The organism is Fictibacillus enclensis, from assembly GCF_030123385.1.
Taxonomy (GTDB): Bacteria; Bacillota; Bacilli; order Bacillales; family Fictibacillaceae; genus Fictibacillus_C; species Fictibacillus_C enclensis.
Genome location: NZ_CP126109.1, coordinates 2,842,144 through 2,861,624, shown reverse-complemented (window position 1 = coordinate 2,861,624; position 19,481 = coordinate 2,842,144). Strand labels below are relative to the sequence as shown.

16 protein-coding genes are annotated in these 19,481 nt (G+C 45.7%); 15 read left to right on the top strand and 1 reads right to left on the bottom strand.

Translation table 11 applies throughout. The annotated features are described in order from the left end of the window. The first annotated feature begins 502 nt into the window (after positions 1-502). The 7 genes from QNH15_RS15010 (at position 503) to spo0A (ending at position 8,732) form a co-directional block, all read left to right on the top strand. The gene (locus tag QNH15_RS15010; protein WP_061970938.1) at positions 503-1,102 is read left to right on the top strand and encodes a hypothetical protein; all 600 of its coding nucleotides are present in this window, start codon (positions 503-505) and stop codon (positions 1,100-1,102) included. A gap of 21 nt (positions 1,103-1,123) precedes the next feature. Beyond that, positions 1,124-3,025 carry a 1-deoxy-D-xylulose-5-phosphate synthase gene (dxs, locus tag QNH15_RS15005; RefSeq protein WP_283889162.1) on the top strand — a complete coding sequence of 634 codons (1,902 nt, stop codon included), beginning with the start codon at positions 1,124-1,126 and terminating at the stop codon, positions 3,023-3,025. Further along, positions 3,022-3,849, top strand: a complete 828-nt coding sequence (locus tag QNH15_RS15000) for a TlyA family RNA methyltransferase (RefSeq protein ID WP_283889161.1) — start codon at positions 3,022-3,024, stop codon at positions 3,847-3,849. Before dxs ends, QNH15_RS15000 begins: the two co-directional genes overlap by 4 nt. 163 nt (positions 3,850-4,012) lie before the next feature. After that, positions 4,013-4,462, top strand: a complete 450-nt coding sequence (gene ahrC, locus QNH15_RS14995) for a transcriptional regulator AhrC/ArgR (RefSeq protein ID WP_283889160.1) — start codon at positions 4,013-4,015, stop codon at positions 4,460-4,462. A 51-nt stretch (positions 4,463-4,513) separates the two neighbouring features. After that, on the top strand, positions 4,514-6,223 hold the full coding sequence (gene recN, locus QNH15_RS14990) for a DNA repair protein RecN (protein WP_283889159.1): 1,710 nt from the start codon (positions 4,514-4,516) through the stop codon (positions 6,221-6,223). Positions 6,224-6,363: 140 nt separating this feature from the next. Beyond that, on the top strand, positions 6,364-7,665 hold the full coding sequence (gene spoIVB / locus QNH15_RS14985; protein ID WP_283889158.1) for a SpoIVB peptidase: 1,302 nt from the start codon (positions 6,364-6,366) through the stop codon (positions 7,663-7,665). 260 nt (positions 7,666-7,925) lie between these two features. After that, positions 7,926-8,732 (top strand): sporulation transcription factor Spo0A, encoded by an 807-nt coding sequence (spo0A, locus tag QNH15_RS14980; RefSeq protein ID WP_061970925.1) that lies wholly within the window; start codon positions 7,926-7,928, stop codon positions 8,730-8,732. A 98-nt stretch (positions 8,733-8,830) separates the two neighbouring features. Here spo0A and QNH15_RS14975 read toward each other — a convergent pair whose 3' ends face one another. After that, positions 8,831-9,067, bottom strand: coding sequence for a DUF2627 domain-containing protein (locus QNH15_RS14975; protein WP_283889157.1), 237 nt, complete (start codon positions 9,065-9,067; stop codon positions 8,831-8,833). 136 nt (positions 9,068-9,203) lie between these two features. On the opposite strand from QNH15_RS14975, the gene QNH15_RS14970 reads away from it, so the two are divergent. The 8 genes from QNH15_RS14970 to QNH15_RS14935 all read left to right on the top strand — a co-directional run bounded on the left by QNH15_RS14970 (position 9,204) and on the right by QNH15_RS14935 (position 19,355). Then, positions 9,204-11,258 (top strand): sigma-54 interaction domain-containing protein, encoded by a 2,055-nt coding sequence (locus QNH15_RS14970; RefSeq protein ID WP_283889156.1) that lies wholly within the window; start codon positions 9,204-9,206, stop codon positions 11,256-11,258. Between the two features lie 138 nt (positions 11,259-11,396). Next, complete coding sequence (gene yqiS, locus QNH15_RS14965; RefSeq protein ID WP_283889155.1) at positions 11,397-12,302, top strand: phosphate butyryltransferase; 906 nt, start codon at positions 11,397-11,399, stop codon at positions 12,300-12,302. Positions 12,303-12,313: 11 nt separating this feature from the next. Continuing rightward, the gene (gene bcd, locus QNH15_RS14960; protein WP_283889154.1) at positions 12,314-13,414 is read left to right on the top strand and encodes a branched-chain amino acid dehydrogenase; all 1,101 of its coding nucleotides are present in this window, start codon (positions 12,314-12,316) and stop codon (positions 13,412-13,414) included. Between the two features lie 27 nt (positions 13,415-13,441). Continuing rightward, positions 13,442-14,548, top strand: a complete 1,107-nt coding sequence (buk, locus tag QNH15_RS14955; RefSeq protein ID WP_283889153.1) for a butyrate kinase — start codon at positions 13,442-13,444, stop codon at positions 14,546-14,548. Between the two features lie 19 nt (positions 14,549-14,567). Further along, on the top strand, positions 14,568-15,989 hold the full coding sequence (lpdA, locus tag QNH15_RS14950) for a dihydrolipoyl dehydrogenase (RefSeq protein ID WP_283889152.1): 1,422 nt from the start codon (positions 14,568-14,570) through the stop codon (positions 15,987-15,989). A gap of 19 nt (positions 15,990-16,008) precedes the next feature. Next, positions 16,009-17,001, top strand: coding sequence for a thiamine pyrophosphate-dependent dehydrogenase E1 component subunit alpha (locus tag QNH15_RS14945; RefSeq protein ID WP_283889151.1), 993 nt, complete (start codon positions 16,009-16,011; stop codon positions 16,999-17,001). Between the two features lie 12 nt (positions 17,002-17,013). Further along, complete coding sequence (locus QNH15_RS14940) at positions 17,014-17,997, top strand: alpha-ketoacid dehydrogenase subunit beta (protein ID WP_061970906.1); 984 nt, start codon at positions 17,014-17,016, stop codon at positions 17,995-17,997. Between the two features lie 26 nt (positions 17,998-18,023). Beyond that, positions 18,024-19,355, top strand: coding sequence for a dihydrolipoamide acetyltransferase family protein (locus QNH15_RS14935; protein ID WP_283889150.1), 1,332 nt, complete (start codon positions 18,024-18,026; stop codon positions 19,353-19,355). Positions 19,356-19,481: the final 126 nt, after the last annotated feature.

The window sequence follows — 19,481 nt, the reverse complement described above, 5'->3', positions numbered from 1 at the left end:
CGCGGAGGCCCCCATCTTTGCGGCTTGTGTGCTAATACCTTGCTGTGAAATGGGGTTTGAACCTGTTTTTGTTCTGCTCAAATCCTTGAGCGGAAACAAGCAGCGTAGCCTGCCTTGAGTGGAGTTTGAGGGGATTATGGACATGGAAACGGGTGACGGTTGGCCGCCGGATCTTTGTTTATGCCATATGAAATCAGCTCTGCAAAAGAGGCTAGGGAAATGGGGAAGGGCTGTTGAGGAAAACTCCTAGACTGTTCCCACCGACATTCAAAAAGGATTATAGTGCGGACTAAGTGGCAATCCAGTCTAACGCCAGGCGACTGCGTTAAGGAGGAAGTAAAGGGAAACCGCGAATTTGGCGACAAATTCGTTTCCTCTTGGGAAAACCTACTGGACCTAAGCCGCAGCGTTTACTTTTTGAATGACCACTCCTCATACATAATTCAAATGAGGCCTTACGCCTGGTTAAGCGTAAGGCATTCATTTTATCCGGGAGTTTTTTATGAAGCATTCATTTCATAAATCGATAAAATGGAGTACAGGCATTGCCGTTATCACCCTAGTGTTAGCGGCAATTTTTTCAGTGGCTTCCACCTTGATGCTAAGTGGTGTATCATGGGGCATGGGTATGGTGATTGTGTTAATTATTGTTCTTATAGGTGTGTTTTTTGATATTATTGGAGTAGCATCCACAGCAGCCAACGAAGTGCCTTTTCATGCCATGGCTTCAGAAAAAGTTCCGGGCTCCCGGCACGCGATCCAGATCACCCGGAATGCGGACAGGGTTTCCAACTTTTGCAATGATGTCATCGGCGATATTTCGGGAATTATCAGTGGTACGGCGTCCGCAGCGGTTATCATTGAATTAACGATGACGCTCGGTCATGGAGAGGGAACGTTGTTTGAACATACCATATCCATTTTATTTACAGGAATCATTGCGGCCATAACTGTTGGAGGCAAGGCGTTCGGCAAGTCCTATGCCATCCATCATGCGACAGCCATTATTTTTCAAGTGGGCCGTTTATTATATTTTTTTGAGGAAAAATTAAAGATTAGATTATTTGGTACTTCTTCTAAGAGAGGAAAGAGAAGGAACTAAATTGGAAAGTGAGGATTTTCCATGAAACTGGAAGAGATTCAAAACCCTCAGTTCTTAAAGAATTATGATCAAGAACAGCTTAAAAAACTTGCGCTTGAGATTCGGCAGTTTTTAATCAGCAAATTATCCGTAACCGGCGGGCATCTCGGGGCAAACCTGGGGGTCGTTGAGCTGACTCTTGCTCTTCATAAAATTTTTGACAGCCCAAAGGACAAGTTCATCTGGGACGTTGGCCATCAAGCGTATATCCACAAAATTCTGACCGGAAGAACCGGCCAGTTTGATACGCTACGCCAATATAAAGGCCTTTGCGGTTTTCCGAAACGCATTGAAAGCGAGCATGATGTCTGGGAAACCGGTCATAGCTCCACATCGCTTTCTGCTGCGATGGGCATGGCGGTTGCGCGTGACTTGAAAGGAACCGATGAAAAGGTAGTTGCGATCATCGGGGACGGTGCGTTAACAGGAGGCATGGCCCTTGAAGCTTTAAATCATATCGGTCATGAAAAGAAAGACCTGATTGTGGTCTTAAATGACAATGAAATGTCCATAGCGCCAAATGTTGGTGCGCTTCACAGTGTGCTCGGACGTATGAGAACTGCCAAGAAGTACAATAAGGCCAAGGATGAACTCGAATCATTGATCCGCAAGATTCCTGCCTTTGGCGGTAAGCTGGCAGCCACGGCCGAACGTGTGAAGGACAGCCTGAAATATATGCTCGTTTCTGGCATGTTCTTTGAGGAACTTGGCTACACCTATCTTGGACCAGTGGACGGGCATGATCTGGAAGATCTGGAGGAGAACCTCCGCTATGCCAAAAAGACAGAAGGACCCGTAATCGTTCATGTTCTGACCAAGAAGGGCAAAGGGTACAAACCGGCAGAACAGGATATCATTGATCACTGGCACGGTGTAGGGCCTTACAAGATTGAATCCGGTGAGAAAATCAAGGCAAAACAGGCAGCGCCTTCTTACAGCAGGCTCGTAAGCGATACGCTTTGCACGCTCTCTGAGACCGATGAACGGATTGTCGTTATTACTCCAGCCATGATTTTGGGGTCACAGTTGCAGGGATATGCAGAAAAATTCCCAGACCGGCTTTTTGATGTCGGAATTGCGGAACAACATGCCATGACCATGGCAGCCGGGATGGCCACGCAAAACATGAAGCCTGTGCTTTCTATTTATTCCACATTCCTTCAGCGGGCTTATGATCAGCTTGTGCATGACGTAGCCAGACAAAATTTGAACGTTATTCTCACGATCGACCGCGCCGGACTTGTGGGCGCCGATGGAGAAACTCATCAGGGTGTCTTTGATATTGCCTTTATGCGCCATGTGCCGAATATGGTCATTGCGATGGGGAAAGACGAGAATGAACTTCAGCATCTCGTCAATACTGCTGTAAAATACGATGACGGCCCAATTGCTATTCGTTACCCGCGCGGAAACGGCATAGGCATTGAAATGGATTCTGATTTGGAAGAAATTCCAATTGGCAGCTGGGAAGTGTTAAAAGAAGGCAGTGATGCTGTTATTCTAACCTTTGGAACGACCATTCCGATGGCGCTTGAAGCATGGGAGATTCTTGCAAAACAAGGGATTTCAGTGAGAGTCGTCAATGCAAGGTTCATCAAGCCGTTTGATCATAAGATGATGATGGGAATCCTGCAGGAAGATCTTCCCATCTTGACGATTGAGGAAGCGGTGCTGCAGGGCGGCTTTGGAAGCGCCGTTCTGGAGTATGCCAATGACCATCAATTCCATTCCACCATTGTGGACAGAATGGGAATTCCGGATTGCTTTATTGAACACGGGAGCGTGACAAAGCTTCTCGAAGAAATTGGAATGACGACCGAGGTTGTTGTTGAGCGGACAAAAAAATTGGTTTCCGATAAAAAGAAAAAGGGTTTGTATACATGAAGAAGGAACGAATCGACGTTTTGCTCGTAGAGCGTGGATTAAGCGAAACAAGAGAAAAAGCAAAACGTTCCATCATGGCCGGACTGGTTTATTCCGGCAGTGAACGTTTAGACAAACCTGGTGTAAAGATCGATGTGGATGCCCCTCTGTCGGTAAAGGGAAATGTTATTCCCTATGTCAGCAGGGGCGGGCTGAAGCTTGAGAAGGCCATTAAAGTTTTTGATCTTGATTTGAAGGGTCTTACGGTGCTCGATATCGGAGCCTCAACCGGTGGATTTACAGATTGTGCCCTGCAAAACGGTGCTGAATTTGTGTATGCCCTGGATGTAGGCTATAACCAGCTCGCCTGGAAGATTCGCCAGGATGACCGGGTGGCTGTTATGGAACGAACGAACTTTAGATATGTAAAGCCGGAGGATCTGGATAAGGGGCTTCCAGACTTTGCATCCATTGATGTTTCTTTCATTTCGTTACGGTTGATTCTTCCTGTCCTGAAAAACATCATAAAGCCTGGTGGAAGCGTCATGGCGCTGATCAAACCGCAGTTCGAAGCGGGCAGAGAGGACGTTGGGAAAAAAGGCATTGTACGGGATCCTGCTATTCACCGGAGGGTTATCGAGGAGATTATTCAGTTTTCACAAAATGAAGGGTACAGCGTCAGCGGCCTTTCCCACTCTCCCATCACCGGCGGCGAAGGAAACATCGAATTTCTGGTACATCTTAAAGCACAAGAAGTGGACGGTGAACTATTTTCAACGAAAGAGATTTCACGCGTCGTGGAAGAAGCTCATCAACAGTTCAAAAAAGCAGACGACGGCGAATAATGCACAAAACCCGTATTACAAACATGTGATACGGGTTTTTTTTCTAAAATAACGGTTAAGGTAAGGATAGCTGTAAAGAATGTACAAGTTAGTGACAATATTATAAGATAAGAGCAGATACTTAAGAATATGAGCAGATTTGTTCGTAAATGAGGTGAAAGATGTGAATAAAGGCCAACGTCATATTAAAATAAGGGAAATCATTACACATAAAGAAATTGAAACACAAGATGACCTGGTCGAGGAGCTTCGCAATGCTCATTTTAATGTGACGCAGGCAACGGTCTCCCGTGATATTAAAGAACTGCATCTCGTAAAGGTACCCATGTCGGATGGAAGGTATAAATACAGTCTCCCCGCTGACCAAAGGTTCAATCCTCTTCAAAAGCTGAGAAGAACATTAATTGACAGCTTTGTGAGCATTGATCAGGCTGACCATCTGATTGTTATGAAGACGCTTCCGGGGAATGCAAATGCAATCGGTGCGCTCATTGACAAATTGGACTGGGACGACATTATGGGAACGATTTGCGGAGATGACACGATCCTTGTGATTTGCCGTTCAAAGGATGTTTCTCCGGATGTTTCGCAACGGTTTTTGGACATGCTGTAGCGACCCGGCGCCATTTGGCGCAAAAAGCATATAAGGTAAGGTGTGATAGTATTGCTGGCAGAATTAAGCATCCGCAATTTTGCGATTATAGAGGCATTAACCATTTCATTTAATAAAGGATTAACGGTTTTAACGGGTGAAACAGGTGCAGGTAAATCCATTATTATTGACGCTATTGGTTTGCTTATAGGAGGAAGAGGATCTTCTGAATTCGTGCGTTATGGAACCGCCAAAGCAGAGATCGAAGGCTTGTTTTTGGTGGATGCTCCGCATCCTGTTTATGCGAAGGCGGAAGAGTTGGGTATTGATATTCCCGACGGCATGGTGGTTTTAAAAAGAGACATAATGGAATCAGGAAAAAGTGTATGCCGGATCAATGGCAAGCTTGTGACGCTTACGCTGCTGAAAGATATTGGGCAATCGCTGGTGGATATCCATGGACAGCATGAAACCCAATACCTTATGCAGCCGGAGATGCATTTGTCGCTTTTGGACAGCTTTGGCGGCGAAGAAATGGAGCAATTGATCGCCCAATATCAGTCGGTTTATGCAAACTATAAGGATCTTCATAAGCAGTTGAGGAACTTGACTGAAAATGAACAGCAGATGAATCAGCGGCTGGATTTAATCCAATACCAGCTGGAGGAGATCAACAGTGCGGAACTTCTTGCAAATGAAGATGATGAGCTGCAGGAAGAGAAGCTGAAGCTCGGTAATTACGAGAAGCTGTTCAACAGCCTTCAGGATTCGTATGAATCTCTGTACGGAGAAAACAAAGGGATTGAGAATGTATCTGTCGCATTAAGCCATTTGCAGAATGTGGCCGATCTGGATGACGAACTGAATAAGCTGCAGGAAAATGTCGCCAATCACTTTTATGCGCTCGAAGAAGCGGCGTTTACCATTCGCAATTACTTTGAAACGATGGAGTTTGATCCGGCAAGGCTGGATTTTATTGAAACAAGGCTAAATGAGATCAGCAAGCTGAAAAGAAAATACGGCAACAGTGTAAATGAGATCTTGGACTATGCCGCTAAAATTGAAAAAGAACTTGACATGCTCCAGAACAAGGACGGTAATATTGAAAGCCTTCGTCAGGAGCTGCAGAAAAAAGAAAAGCAGCTGTATAAAAACGCCATGAAGTTAAGTAAAAAACGAAAAAAACTTGCAGAAAGCCTGATCGCAGATATTCATCAGGAGCTTAAAGCACTCTATATGGAAAAAACGGTGTTTGACATAAGGATTTCCTCTTTAGGGGAGGAAGGTGCAGTGCGTGAGCAGGATTTTGGAAAGTATGGAAGCGACCATGCAGAGTTTTTCATTTCAACGAATCCCGGTGAACCATTAAAGCCGCTTGCCAAAGTGGCATCGGGCGGGGAGCTTTCCCGGGTTATTCTTGCATTAAAGTCCATTTTTTCAGAGCATCAGGGCATCACAGCCATCATTTTTGACGAAGTGGATACCGGTGTCAGCGGAAGAGTCGCCCAAGCGATCGCTGAAAAAATCTTCAGGGTGTCCGAAGGCTCTCAGGTTCTGTGTATTACGCATTTGCCGCAGGTGGCTGCCATGGCGGATACCCATTTGCATATTTCAAAAGAAACCACCAACAAGCGCACCACCACTCATGTTGTATCACTGGAAACCAGTCAAAAGGTCAACGAAATTGGCCGGATGATTTCAGGTGTGGAAATTACCGAATTGACGAAACAGCATGCAAGGGAGCTTCTTGATCTGGCGGATGAAATAAAAAAAACCTCATAGCTCTTTCTTGTTACCGTATGTAAAGCTATCCATTTCAGGATAGCTTTTTCTTTTTATGCGGTTATAATCTTACAGTTCTAAGGCAAAATTAGTAGTACAGCCATGTTGGAGGTGTGGGTAAGGAGCGAGGAGAGTGAAAGATGGTTAAAGATAAAATAAGGCGGATTTTTGGTGTGATTCTCCTTGGATGCCTGGTGGGAATCGGTTTTTTGAAGCCGGTTCAGGACTATGTTGGTCTTCCTTCAGCCATAAAGGTATTCAATGGGCAGGAACGTGCAGTTCCTCACCTCCCTGCTGGGACTGATGTTGTATCATCCGATAAGAACGAAGCGATTTTCTCGGTCGGAAAATCAAAAGGCCAGCACTCATTTTCTGTTCATGCAGTAGAGGATGGTGATTCTGTGGTCACAGTTGAAGCAGGGGGCTTTCCGTTAAAGAAAATTAGGGTAAACGCATTGCCGGAGCTGCGGGTTGTGCCCGGGGGGCAATCCATCGGGGTTAAATTAAACACGCTGGGTGTATTGGTCGTAGGCCATCATCTAGTGGACACGAAAAAAGGACAAAAGTCACCAGGTGAAATCGCAAATATTGAAGTTGGTGATATTATCACCAAAATTAACGGAGAAAGTATTGCCAGGATGGGTGATGTTGCTCCTTTCGTAAGACAAGCGGGGAAAACAGGGAGCAAGCTGGATGTAACACTGATCCGCAACAAAAAAACGTATCACAGACAGCTTCAGCCTCTTCAGGATAAGCATGATTTATCCTATCGCATCGGTTTGTATATCAGGGATTCTGCAGCAGGTGTAGGCACACTGACATTTTATCATCCGGATACACAAAAATACGGAGCTCTCGGTCATGTGATCTCAGATATGGATACGAAGCAGCCGATTGTCGTCAATAAAGGAGAAATACTCCGGTCCACAGTAACAAGCATTGAAAAGGGAAGCAACGGACATCCGGGCGAAAAGCTCGCACGGTTCACTGATGAAAACGAAAGCATTGGAAGCATCTCCAGAAACAGTCCTTTTGGGATTTTCGGAAAGCTTAGTGAAGGGTTATCCAATGGAAATTGGAACAAACCATTACCTGTCGCACTTTCGGATGAGGTAAAGGAAGGGCCAGCTAAGATTCTTACGGTCGTGAACGGCACCAAAGTTCAAGCCTTTCAAGTAGATGTGGTCAGTTCTATTCCTCAGAAATTTCCAGCAACAAAAGGAATGGTCATTAAAATTACCGATCCAAGGCTGCTTAAAGCAACCGGCGGAATCGTACAGGGGATGAGCGGAAGTCCGATCATTCAAAACGGCAAACTAATTGGAGCCGTTACTCATGTATTTGTCAATGATCCCACATCAGGATATGGTGTTCACATTGAATGGATGCTTGATGAAGCCGGGATTGATATATATGGAAAGCAAAAGCAGAAGGCGAGCTAATCCGCCTCTGCTTTTTTCTGTTCGTTTCATCGGAAGGCACATAGACTTTTTTATGAATTTTTTGTACAATAGTGAGTATAAAGAAAATTCGACAAGCGTGGTTGAAAAATTAAAAGGATGTCGAAAACCGAAGATAATTGAAGAGAAAATGTGCTATATTAACTAAAATTAATAATTTGAGAAAAAATAAAGGGAAAACAGGTTTTTTGTGGAAATCTTAAAGTGTAAAAGAAGAAAATGTTGGATAGGGAGGAATATTCGTGCAAAAAATAAAAGTTTGTTTGGCTGATGATAATCGCGAATTAATCAGTTTGCTGAAAGAGTATTTGGCAAACCAGGATGATATGGAAGTGATTGGTGTGGCCTATAATGGCCAGGAATGCCTGAATGTCCTTGAAGATAAACAGCCTGATGTTCTCGTTTTGGACATCATCATGCCTCATCTTGATGGTCTGGCCGTTCTTGAGAGGATCCGTTCAAGTGAACATCTTCCACAACCCAATGTTATCATGCTGACGGCTTTTGGTCAGGAAGATGTGACTAAAAAGGCAGTGGATCTGGGAGCATCTTACTTCATCCTGAAACCGTTTGATATGGATAATCTTTCAAGCCAGATCCGCCAAATTTGTGGAACCGACCACTCGTTTGTCCAGCGTCCGGCGTCTGCAAGATCGTCAGCATCGGTGAATTCCTCCAAGCCGCCACGTAATCTGGATGCGAGCATTACAAGTATCATTCACGAAATTGGCGTTCCTGCGCATATTAAAGGATATATGTATCTGCGCGAGGCGATTTCCATGGTTTACAACGACATAGAGCTTCTTGGATCCATTACAAAAGTTCTTTATCCGGACATTGCCAAAAAGTTTAACACCACCAGCAGCCGGGTGGAACGGGCCATACGGCATGCGATTGAAGTCGCCTGGAGCCGGGGCAACATTGACAGCATTTCATCGCTGTTTGGGTATACCGTTTCCATGTCCAAAGCCAAACCGACCAATTCCGAATTTATTGCGATGGTTGCAGATAAGCTAAGAATTGAGCATAAATCAGGGATGACCGTATAATCCAAAAGGTTAGTTATCCTAATCCAGTATTCCTTCCCTATCTTATATAATTAAACAGACCATAATAAATAGTCCGCTGAAGAATGATCTTCAGCGGACTATTTGCGTTGAAAACGGTTTTGAACCTTGTTTCGCTTCCGGTCCCGATAAAAAATGAAGCCTCCGACAAACGAAAGACCAGCTGCAAAAAGAACCAATCCGGCCAGAAACTGAAACCAGAGGGCGAAAAACCCATGATGCAAAATGCCAAACAGGACATCTCTCATCAGTTTTACACCAATCACTCCGGCAACACCTGGAATGACCATAATCAACAGGGCGATATAACGCTGCATAACGTCCTCTCCTTTTCCATCCTCATTGTACTTTAGATTGGAAGGGTTGTACACACGGAAAAACTGATATTGCAAACCTTTTCATAAACCAGTATGATAAAAGTATGAAAATAATTGCAAAGAGAAGGAGTTACCTATGCAAAAAGCTGTCATTTATGGGACAGGAGAGCATTTTGAATCCTTGGTGCAGTTACTCGCATCTTCCCATGTGCTGCAACTTTGTTCGATTGTTGCAAAATCTACAGAAGAATTGAGCAGCCTGGCAGATCAGTATGATATTCCGATCAGGGAGACACTTTCCGAAGCCGCGGCTTCGGATGTTGAACTGGTGATCGATTTTTCCGGCCGGCTGGATCATCATGATACAAAAAATATTTTTAAAAACAATGTCAGCATTGTAACATCTTCCACCGCCTGGCAATTCTTTCACTCCTTGTCTGGCGGCGAAGGGTCCATTCCTTCTTACCGTAATAAGCTTCATAAAATCAACACCATTCTGGATTCGACGCATGATGGAATGATTGCAATAAATGATAAGTTTAACGTCACGCTGTTTAATAAAAGTGCCGAGAAAATGACGGGGCAGGATCAAGAACGAGTGTTGGGCAAACCGGTACAGGATGTCATTCCTTCCAGCCAGCTGCCGCGTGTCATGATTGAGGGGAAAGAAGAAATCAATCAGGAACAAATATTGGATAACGGTACCAAAATCATTACCACCCGCATTCCGATCATCGATGAATATGGAAATAAAATGGGTGCTTTTGCCGTGTTTAAGGATATCACGGAAATGATCAACATGGCTGAGGAGGTTACCAATTTAAAAAGCATTCAGTCCATGCTTCATGCGATTATTCAATCATCAGAAGAAGCCATTTCTGTTGTGGATGAAGAAGGCAAGGGAATCATGATTAACCCTGCGTATACAAAGCTCACCGGCCTGAAATCCGATCAGGTGATTGGAAAACCTGCAACCATTGATATTTCAGAAGGAGAAAGTATACATATGCAGGTGCTGAAAACCCGAAAACCTGTGAGGGGAGCCCGTTTGAAGGTTGGACCGCAAAAAAGGGACGTTGTTGTGAATGTGGCTCCCATTATCGTTGACGGGGTGCTAAAAGGCAGTGTGGGTGTCATTCATGACGTTTCGGAGATTAAATCTCTGACAGAAGAATTGAGCCGTGCCCGCCAGATTATCCGGACTTTGGAAGCGAAATATACTTTTGAAGACATAAAAGGCGAATCCGAGGAAATGACATTTGCGGTGGAACAGGCAAGACTTGCTGCTTCCACACCTGCCACTGTCCTGCTCAGGGGGGAATCCGGTACGGGAAAAGAGCTATTCGCTCATGCCATCCATAACGGAAGCAGCAGAAAATACAACAAATTTATAAGAGTCAATTGTGCGGCCATCTCTGAATCGCTGCTTGAAAGCGAGCTGTTTGGATATGAGGAAGGCGCGTTTTCCGGAGCGCTCCGCGGTGGAAAACGAGGCTTGTTTGAAGAGGCGAACGGAGGAAGTATCTTTCTTGACGAAATCGGGGAGCTGGCACCGGCGATGCAGGCAAAACTGCTTCGGGTTCTTCAGGAAAAAGAAATTCGGAGAGTAGGGGGCACCAAGTCCATTTCCATTAATGTAAGGGTAATTGCAGCGACAAACATTAACCTTGAAAGAAAGATAGCTGATGGTGCTTTTCGCGAGGATTTGTACTACCGGTTGAATCGCATGCCGATTTATATTCCGCCACTTAGAGCACGTAAACAGGACATCCGGATGCTGGCTGAGCATCTGATCAAAAAGCTCAATCAGGATTATGGAAAAAATATTGAAGAAATAACAGAGCAGGCGGAAGAAATACTAAAACAGTATGAGTGGCCCGGCAACGTGAGGGAACTGGAGAACGTTTTAGGAAGAGCCATGATTCATATGGAACCGCATGAACAAAAAATCAGCGGCGTTCATATTGATTTGCCGTCACAAATCAAACAAGAAGATTCGCACAAAAGAATGATTTCGCTAAAAGACATTGAATCGCTATCTGTTCAAATGGACAAAGTGGAGAAAAGAATACTATCTGACTCGTTGGCGGAGGTTGATGGAAATAAAACAAAGTGTGCAAAAGCTCTTGGTATATCGCTCCGAAATCTGTATTACAAACTTGAGAAATATGGAATTCAAACAGAAGACTGAAGTGTGTTGCATGCAAAAAATTTCATAGTGTGCAATACTATTCATGGGTAAATGAAATTCAAACCATATACAGCAACATTTGTTTTTTGGCACGGTTCTTGCAATATAGAAGCAGGGCGGCGTAAAGGAGGCTGAACATTGGAACTAGAACATCTGCTGAACTCCATAACTGCAGAAAATAAGAAAGCAGTTGCTGTTGCTGCTGCAGAAGATGAAGAAGTTATTGCATCTGTCAAACAGGCCTACGAACGGGGAATCTCATCCTTTATCCTCGTCGGGAATGCTGAAAAAATAACCTTTTTGCTGCAACAGCATAACCTCGGAGAGGCATCAGACCTGCAGGTCATTGAAGCAAGTCCTGATCAGGCAGCATTGGAAGCGGTCAAACGAGTGAGCAGCGGACAAGCAGACATTCTGATGAAAGGGATGATTCCCACTTCTGATTTACTGAAAGCCGTTCTTCATAAAGAAGCTGGTCTTCGCACGGGTAAAATTTTATCGCATGTGGCTGCGTTTGAGGTTCCTGGCTATGACCGTCTTATTTTTGTGACCGATTCAGGCATGAACATTAATCCTGATTTGCAGCAAAAAGCACAAATCATTGAAAATGCAGCCCTGATTGCCAAAGGAATTGGAGTGGAGATGCCGAAAGTAGCGGTTCTCGCAGCGGTTGAAACGATAAATCCTTCCATGCAGGCAACGCTTGATGCAAGCGCATTGACTGTAATGAACAAGCGGGGCCAAATTTCTTACTGTGTCGTTGAAGGACCGCTCGCATTGGATAATGCCATATCACCTGAAGCGGCAGAACATAAGGGAATTACAGGTGAAGTGGCGGGCAAGGCGGACATCCTGCTTGTCCCGGCCATAGAAACGGGCAACGCCCTGTACAAGTCGCTCATTTATTTTTCCGGAGCAAAAGTCGGGGCAGTCATTGCAGGCGCCCGTGCACCCATCGTGCTAACTTCAAGAGCCGACAGTGCAGAAAGTAAATTATTCTCCATCGCGCTTGCGGTGAAGACATTACAACATAAAAACATCTAGGAGGAATTATAATGGAAATTTTTAAATACATGGAAACGTACGATTATGAGCAAATGGTGATTTGTCAGGATAAACAATCAGGATTAAAAGCGATTATCGTGATTCACGATACAACGCTTGGACCGGCCCTTGGCGGAACAAGAATGTGGACGTACAAATCCGAGGAAGACGCACTGGAAGATGCACTTCGTCTTGCAAGAGGAATGACTTATAAGAATGCCGCAGCCGGCCTGAATTTGGGTGGCGGAAAAACGGTTATCATCGGAGATCCGAAAAAAGATAAAAACGAAGAAATGTTCCGCGCGTTTGGCCGCTATATCCAAGGGTTGAATGGCCGTTATATTACTGCAGAAGACGTTGGTACAACTGTTGAGGACATGGATATCATTTATCAGGAAACACCTTTTGTAACAGGCGTTTCTCCGGCGTTTGGCTCTTCTGGAAACCCTTCACCTGTTACCGCTTATGGCGTATACCGCGGAATGAAGGCTGCAGCGAACGAAGCATTTGGAACAGATTCTTTGGAAGGCAAAATTATTGCTGTTCAGGGTGTGGGACACGTTGCTTATAATCTTTGCCGCCACCTGCATGAAGAAGGTGCACAGCTGATTGTAACGGATATTAATAAAGAAGCTGTTGACCGTGTTGTGGGAGAGTTTGGCGCAACAGCCGTTGATCCTGACGATATTTACGGAGTGGAATGTGACATTTTTGCACCTTGTGCACTTGGAGCCATCATCAATGATCAAACCATCAGCAAAATTAAAGCAAAGGTGATCGCAGGTGCGGCAAACAACCAGTTGCGTGAAACACGCCACGGGGATGCCATACATGAAATGGGAATCGTCTATGCACCCGATTACGTGATCAATGCGGGAGGAGTAATTAACGTAGCAGATGAACTGAACGGATACAACCGCGACCGTGCAATGAAAAAAGTAGAAACCATTTATGACAACATTGCCAGAGTTATCGAAATCTCAAAGCGCGATCACATTCCGACTTATCTGGCGGCGGACCGTCTGGCCGAGGAACGCATTGAGAGAATGCGCAATTCAAGAAGCCAGTTCCTTCTCAATGAACGTCATATTTTGTCCAGCAGAACTCGTTAATCCCGGTTTGTCAAATTGGAGGTTTATATGGTGCCTTTGAAAGAACATCGTCTGCTTGTCATTAATCCGGGATCAACCTCTACCAAAATCGGGATTTTCGACAATGAACGTGCCGTATTTGAAAAAACAATTCGCCATGACAGCGATTGTCTTGCTTCATTTGAACAAATTATTGACCAGTATACTTTTCGTAAACAAACGATACTGGAAACTCTTGATCATGAAGGGATCAATATTTCCAGGCTGAATGCCGTGGTTGGCCGCGGCGGGCTGCTTCGGCCGATTGAAGGCGGTACCTATCATGTGAATGAGACTATGCTTGCTGATCTGAGGGAGGGATACGCAGGCGAGCATGCCTCCAATCTGGGCGGCATTCTTGCCTTTGAGATTGCTTCAGGACTAAACATTCCTGCCTTTATCGTTGACCCTGTTGTTGTCGATGAGCTTCAGCCAGTCGCAAGGATTTCCGGAATCCCGGATATTGAGCGTAAAAGTATTTTCCATGCTTTAAACCAAAAAGCCGTGGCCAGAAGAGTGGCTGCACAGCTTGGACGTTCCTACCATGATCTGAATTTAATTGTTACGCATATGGGTGGTGGCATTACTGTTGGCGCCCATGCGCTGGGCAAAGTCATCGATGTAAATAACGGCCTTCACGGCGAAGGCCCTTTTTCACCGGAACGCGCAGGAACGGTGCCGATCGGTGATTTGGTAGAGCTGTGCTTCTCCGGGGAATACTATGCAGATGAACTGCTGAAAAAACTTGTGGGTCAAGGCGGACTGGTCGGCTATCTGGGTACCAATGATGCGGTAAAAGTAGAAGAAATGATTGCTGGCGGAAATGAACAGGCCAAATTGATCTATGACGCAATGGCTTACCAGGTAGCGAAAGAAATAGGAGCTCAAAGCACAGTTCTTGGCGGGAAAGTGGACGCCATCATTATCACTGGGGGACTTGCTTATGGCAAAGAATTTGTGAAAAAAATTACGGAACGTGTAGAATGGATAGCGGATGTCATTGTACAGCCAGGAGAAAACGAACTTCAGGCGCTCGCTGAAGGAGGACTCCGTGTCCTGAGAGGCGACGAACAAGCCAAAGAATACGGCGCAACAGGTGTATTAAGTCCAAACTAACGATACAAAGGAGAACTGTATGGCAACTGATTTTGATCTAGTCATCCTTGGAGGCGGAACAGGCGGATATGTGGCCGCCATTCGCGCCGCTCAGCTTGGGAAAAAAGTCGCAGTGGTTGAAAAAGGGCTGCTTGGCGGTACCTGCCTTCATAAAGGATGCATTCCAAGCAAAGCCCTGCTGAGAAGTGCCGAAGTGTATTCTACTTCAAAGAAAGCAGCAGAATACGGTGTATCCATTGAGGGTGTTACGCTTGATTTTATGAAAGTCCAGGAGCGTAAACAAAAAATCGTGGACCAGCTTCATAACGGTGTCAAACATCTGATGAAAAAAGGGAAAATTGAGGTGTATGAAGGCATTGGACGTATTTTGGGTCCTTCCATTTTTTCTCCGATGCCGGGAACCGTTTCGGTGGAATTAAACAACGGTGATGAAAACGAGATGCTGATTCCGCAAAATGTTATCATAGCGACCGGTTCAAGGCCGCGCAACCTTCCGGGTCTGGACCTTGACGGAACACATGTCATGTGCTCCGATGATGCACTCAAAATGGAAGAGCTCCCAGCCAGCATCCTCATTATTGGGGGAGGCGTCATTGGAATCGAATGGGCTTCAATGCTGAATGATTTTGGCGTGGAGGTAACGGTGGTGGAATACGCGGACCGCATTCTTCCTACTGAAGACGAGGAAATTTCCAAAGAAGCTGCGCGCATTTTGAAGAAAAAAGGAATTGAACTCGTTACGGGCGCCAAAGTTCTGCCTGAAACACTGAAAAAAGAAGGGAGCCTGCAAATTGAGGCCGAACATAAAAACGGTCAGAAAACCTTCAGTGCGGAGAAAATACTTGTTTCTGTCGGACGACAGGCCAATGTGGAAGGCATCGGCCTTGAGAACACCAGCATAAAGTTGGAAAAAGGCTTCATCGAAACGAATGAATATTATCAAACCGCAGAAAGCCATATTTATGCGATTGGTGATGTGATCGGAGGCCTCCAGCTGGCTCATGTGGCTTCGCACGAAGGAATGATTGCTGTTGAGCATCTCTCGAACGAGAAGCCTCACAAGCTGGACTATTCCATGGTTTCAAAATGCATCTACTCTAATCCTGAAATGGCCAGTGTTGGATATACTGAGAAAGAAGCCAAAGAAAAAGGATATAGCGTCAAGATTGGAAAGTTTCCGTTCAAAGCCATCGGAAAGGCACTTGTCTACGGTGAGTCGGATGGGTTTGTCAAGCTGGTTGTGGATGAAAAGACTGATGATCTGCTCGGCGTCCACATGATCGGCCCTCATGTCACTGATATGATCTCAGAAGCGGGGCTTGCAAGGGTGCTTGACGCTACACCTTGGGAGGTTGCCCAAACCGTTCATCCTCACCCAACGCTGTCCGAAGTATTTGGAGAGGCGGCATTGGCTGTGGATGGAAAAGCGATTCATTTCTAAAAACAGGAGGGAAGCTATCATGGGTGAAAACCGACATGAAAGATTAGGGTTAACGGACGAAAATGTCCTTGAAATGTATAAAACAATGCTCTTGGCAAGGAAGATTGACGAACGCATGTGGCTGCTCAACCGAGCGGGCAAGATTCCTTTCGTCATTTCCTGCCAGGGTCAGGAAGCTGCCCAAGTGGGAGCAGCAATGGCGCTTGACCGTGAAAAAGACTATGTCCTTCCTTATTATCGTGACATGGGAGTGGTTCTTTGGTTTGGCATGACGGCCAGAGACCTCATGCTTTCCGGTTTTGCCAAAGCCGAAGATCCGAGCAGCGGCGGCCGGCAGATGCCGGGGCATTTTGGCGGCAAGAAGTACCGCATCGTTACAGGATCGTCCCCGGTAACGACTCAGGTTCCTCATGCGGTCGGAATTGCGCTTGGCGGTAAACTGGAAGGAAAAGACCTTGTCACTTTTACAACCTTTGGAGAAGGATCATCCAATCAGGGAGACTTTCACGAGGGTATTAACTTTGCGAGTGTACATAAGCTTCCGGTCATCTTTATGTGCGAAAACAACAAGTATGCGATTTCTATCCCGATTCAAAAACAGCTCGCTTGCGAAAATGTGTCCGACCGGGCCGTCGGTTACGGAATTCCTGGTGTAACCGTGGATGGAAACGATCCCCTTGCCGTATACGAAGCAGTGAAAGCTGCTGCAGACCGGGGCCGCCGTGGGGAAGGACCTACGTTGATCGAGGCTGTATCTTACCGGCTGACTCCTCACTCCAGTGACGACGATGACCGGGCTTACCGCAAAAGAGAAGAAGTGGAAGAAGCAAAGGCAAAGGATTCAATCTTTACTTTCGCTAAATATTTAAAAGAAGCTGGCGTTCTTTCCAATGAATATGAAAAACAGTGTCATGAGGAAATTGCAGCCATTATTGATGAAGCAACTGACTATGCAGAAGCAGCGCCTTATGCAGATCCTGAATCTGCCATGCGCCATGTTTTTGCAGAGTAGGGGGGAGAAGTTATGCCGATTATTTCTTATATCGATGCCGTAACACAGGCCATCCGCGAAGAGATGCAGCGTGATAATAAAGTATTTGTTGTTGGAGAAGACGTTGGTGTGCGCGGAGGCGTATTCCGTGCTACCGCCGGGCTTATTGAAGAATTTGGCGAGGACCGCGTGATTGATGCGCCGCTTGCTGAATCCGCAATTGCAGGAGTAGGAATAGGAGCTGCCATGTACGGAATGCGGCCGATTGCAGAAATGCAGTTTGCTGACTTTATCATGCCTGCCGTGAACCAGATCGTTTCGGAAGCGGCAAAAATCAGATACCGGTCCAACAATGACTGGACGTGCCCCATTACCATTCGTGCTCCTTATGGCGGCGGCGTGCATGGAGCGCTTTATCATTCTCAATCCGTAGAAGCCTTATTTGCCAATGTTCCTGGCCTGAAAATTGTAATGCCTTCTACGCCATATGATGTAAAGGGTCTCCTTAAATCTGCTATCCGCGATGAGGATCCGGTTCTTTTCTTTGAACATAAAAGAGCGTACCGGCTGATTAAAGGAGAAGTGCCAGAGGAAGAATATACACTGCCAATCGGAAAAGCGGATGTAAAGCGTGAAGGCGATGATATCACCGTTATTACATATGGATTATGTGTACATTTTGCATTGCAAGCTGCCGAAAAACTGGAAAAAGACGGTATTTCAGCGCATGTTCTTGATTTGCGTACTGTATACCCGCTGGATAAGGAAGCGATCATTGAGGCAGCTTCCAAAACAGGGAAAGTATTGCTCGTTACTGAAGACAATAAAGAAGGAAGCATTATGAGTGAAGTAGCAGCCATTATTGGAGAGCACTGTTTGTTTGAGCTTGATGCGCCAATCAAACGGCTTGCAGGGCCGGATGTGCCAGCGATGCCTTATGCGCCAACTATGGAAAAATACTTCATGATGAATCCTGAAAAGGTAGAAAAAGCAATGAGGGAACTTGCTGAATTTTAAACAGCAGCGCCAAGGAGGGTGAACACATGGCTACTGAAAAAATTGTAATGCCCCAGCTCGGGGAGAGCGTAACAGAAGGCACCATCAGCAAATGGCTTGTTCAGCCAGGCGATCAGGTGAAAAAGTATGACCCGCTGGCTGAAGTGATGACAGATAAAGTGAATGCCGAAGTTCCTTCTTCCTTTACCGGAACCATAAAAGAATTGGTTGCGCAGGAAGGGGAAACTCTGGCAGTAGGTGAGCTGATCTGTTATATCGATACAGAAGACGGAAATGCCCAGGCTGAACCGAAAGAGGAAACAGCAGCTGCACCTGTTCAACAAGAGGTTACCCAACCTGAAAAGGGTGCGGACGCTGAGGAAAAAAGCCGTCCGAAACGCGAAAAATCAGGAAGCCGTTTTTCTCCTGCCGTACTCCGACTCGCAGACGAACATAACATTGACCTGAACCAGGTGGAAGGGACAGGAATGGGCGGACGCATTACCCGCAAAGATCTGTTAAAACGGATTGAATCAGGATCGATTCCATCACCTGGGTCGGCTCCGGCAGCTGAAGCACCAATTCAGGAAGCGGCAAATGTGAAGGCCCCTGAAGCACAAACACCTGCTCCTCAACAGCAGGCTCCTAAATCTGCACCATCTATTGAAAGTTTGCCTGGTGATATAGAAATTCCGGTCACAGGCGTCAGAAAAGCGATCGCGGCCAATATGGTGAGAAGCAAGCATGAAGCACCGCATGCCTGGACGATGGTTGAAGTGGATGTCACAAATCTGGTTGAATACCGCAATAGTGTAAAGAACGAGTTTAAATCGAAAGAAGGATACAATCTGACCTTTCTTCCTTTCTTTATCAAAGCTGTGGTAGAATCCCTCAAAGAATACCCTCAGCTGAATTCCATGTGGGCAGGGGATAAAATCATCCAGAAGAAAGACATCAACATCTCCATTGCAGTAGCAACCGACACAGCTCTTTACGTTCCGGTTATTAAGAATGCGGATGAAAAAAGCATTAAAGGCGTTGCCCGGGAAGTGAAAGAATTGGCGGATAAGGTCCGCAGCAACCGGTTGGGTGCTGACGATATGAAAGGCGGAACCTTTACGGTGAATAACACAGGTTCCTTTGGTTCTGTCATGTCTACACCAATCATAAATTATCCTCAGGCTGCCATCCTTTCAGTAGAATCGATTGTCAAGCGCCCTGTTGTCATGAACAACGGAATGATCGCGGTTCGGGACATGGTTAATCTTTGCCTGTCTCTCGATCACCGTGTACTTGACGGTTTAGTGTGCGGCAGATTCCTCGCCTCCCTCAAGAAACGGCTGGAGAGCATTACACCGGACAATACATCGATTTATTAAAATAGGGGTTTATGGAAAGGGTAAAAGGGTATGTAATAACTATCAACACCTCCATACCCCATAACCCCCTAAAGAAAAGACGCTTCGGATAAGCGTCTTTTCTTTGTATTCCGGAAGAAAACGGGT

Coding starts and splice junctions, on each gene's coding strand:
- QNH15_RS15010 (WP_061970938.1), top strand. CDS start 503: ATGAAGCATTCATTTCATAAATCGATAAAATGGAGTACAGGCATTGCC.
- dxs (WP_283889162.1), top strand. CDS start 1,124: ATGAAACTGGAAGAGATTCAAAACCCTCAGTTCTTAAAGAATTATGAT.
- QNH15_RS15000 (WP_283889161.1), top strand. CDS start 3,022: ATGAAGAAGGAACGAATCGACGTTTTGCTCGTAGAGCGTGGATTAAGC.
- spoIVB (WP_283889158.1), top strand. CDS start 6,364: ATGGTTAAAGATAAAATAAGGCGGATTTTTGGTGTGATTCTCCTTGGA.
- QNH15_RS14975 (WP_283889157.1), bottom strand. CDS start 9,067: ATGCAGCGTTATATCGCCCTGTTGATTATGGTCATTCCAGGTGTTGCC.
- QNH15_RS14970 (WP_283889156.1), top strand. CDS start 9,204: ATGCAAAAAGCTGTCATTTATGGGACAGGAGAGCATTTTGAATCCTTG.
- bcd (WP_283889154.1), top strand. CDS start 12,314: ATGGAAATTTTTAAATACATGGAAACGTACGATTATGAGCAAATGGTG.
- buk (WP_283889153.1), top strand. CDS start 13,442: ATGGTGCCTTTGAAAGAACATCGTCTGCTTGTCATTAATCCGGGATCA.
- lpdA (WP_283889152.1), top strand. CDS start 14,568: ATGGCAACTGATTTTGATCTAGTCATCCTTGGAGGCGGAACAGGCGGA.
- QNH15_RS14945 (WP_283889151.1), top strand. CDS start 16,009: ATGGGTGAAAACCGACATGAAAGATTAGGGTTAACGGACGAAAATGTC.
- QNH15_RS14940 (WP_061970906.1), top strand. CDS start 17,014: ATGCCGATTATTTCTTATATCGATGCCGTAACACAGGCCATCCGCGAA.
- QNH15_RS14935 (WP_283889150.1), top strand. CDS start 18,024: ATGGCTACTGAAAAAATTGTAATGCCCCAGCTCGGGGAGAGCGTAACA.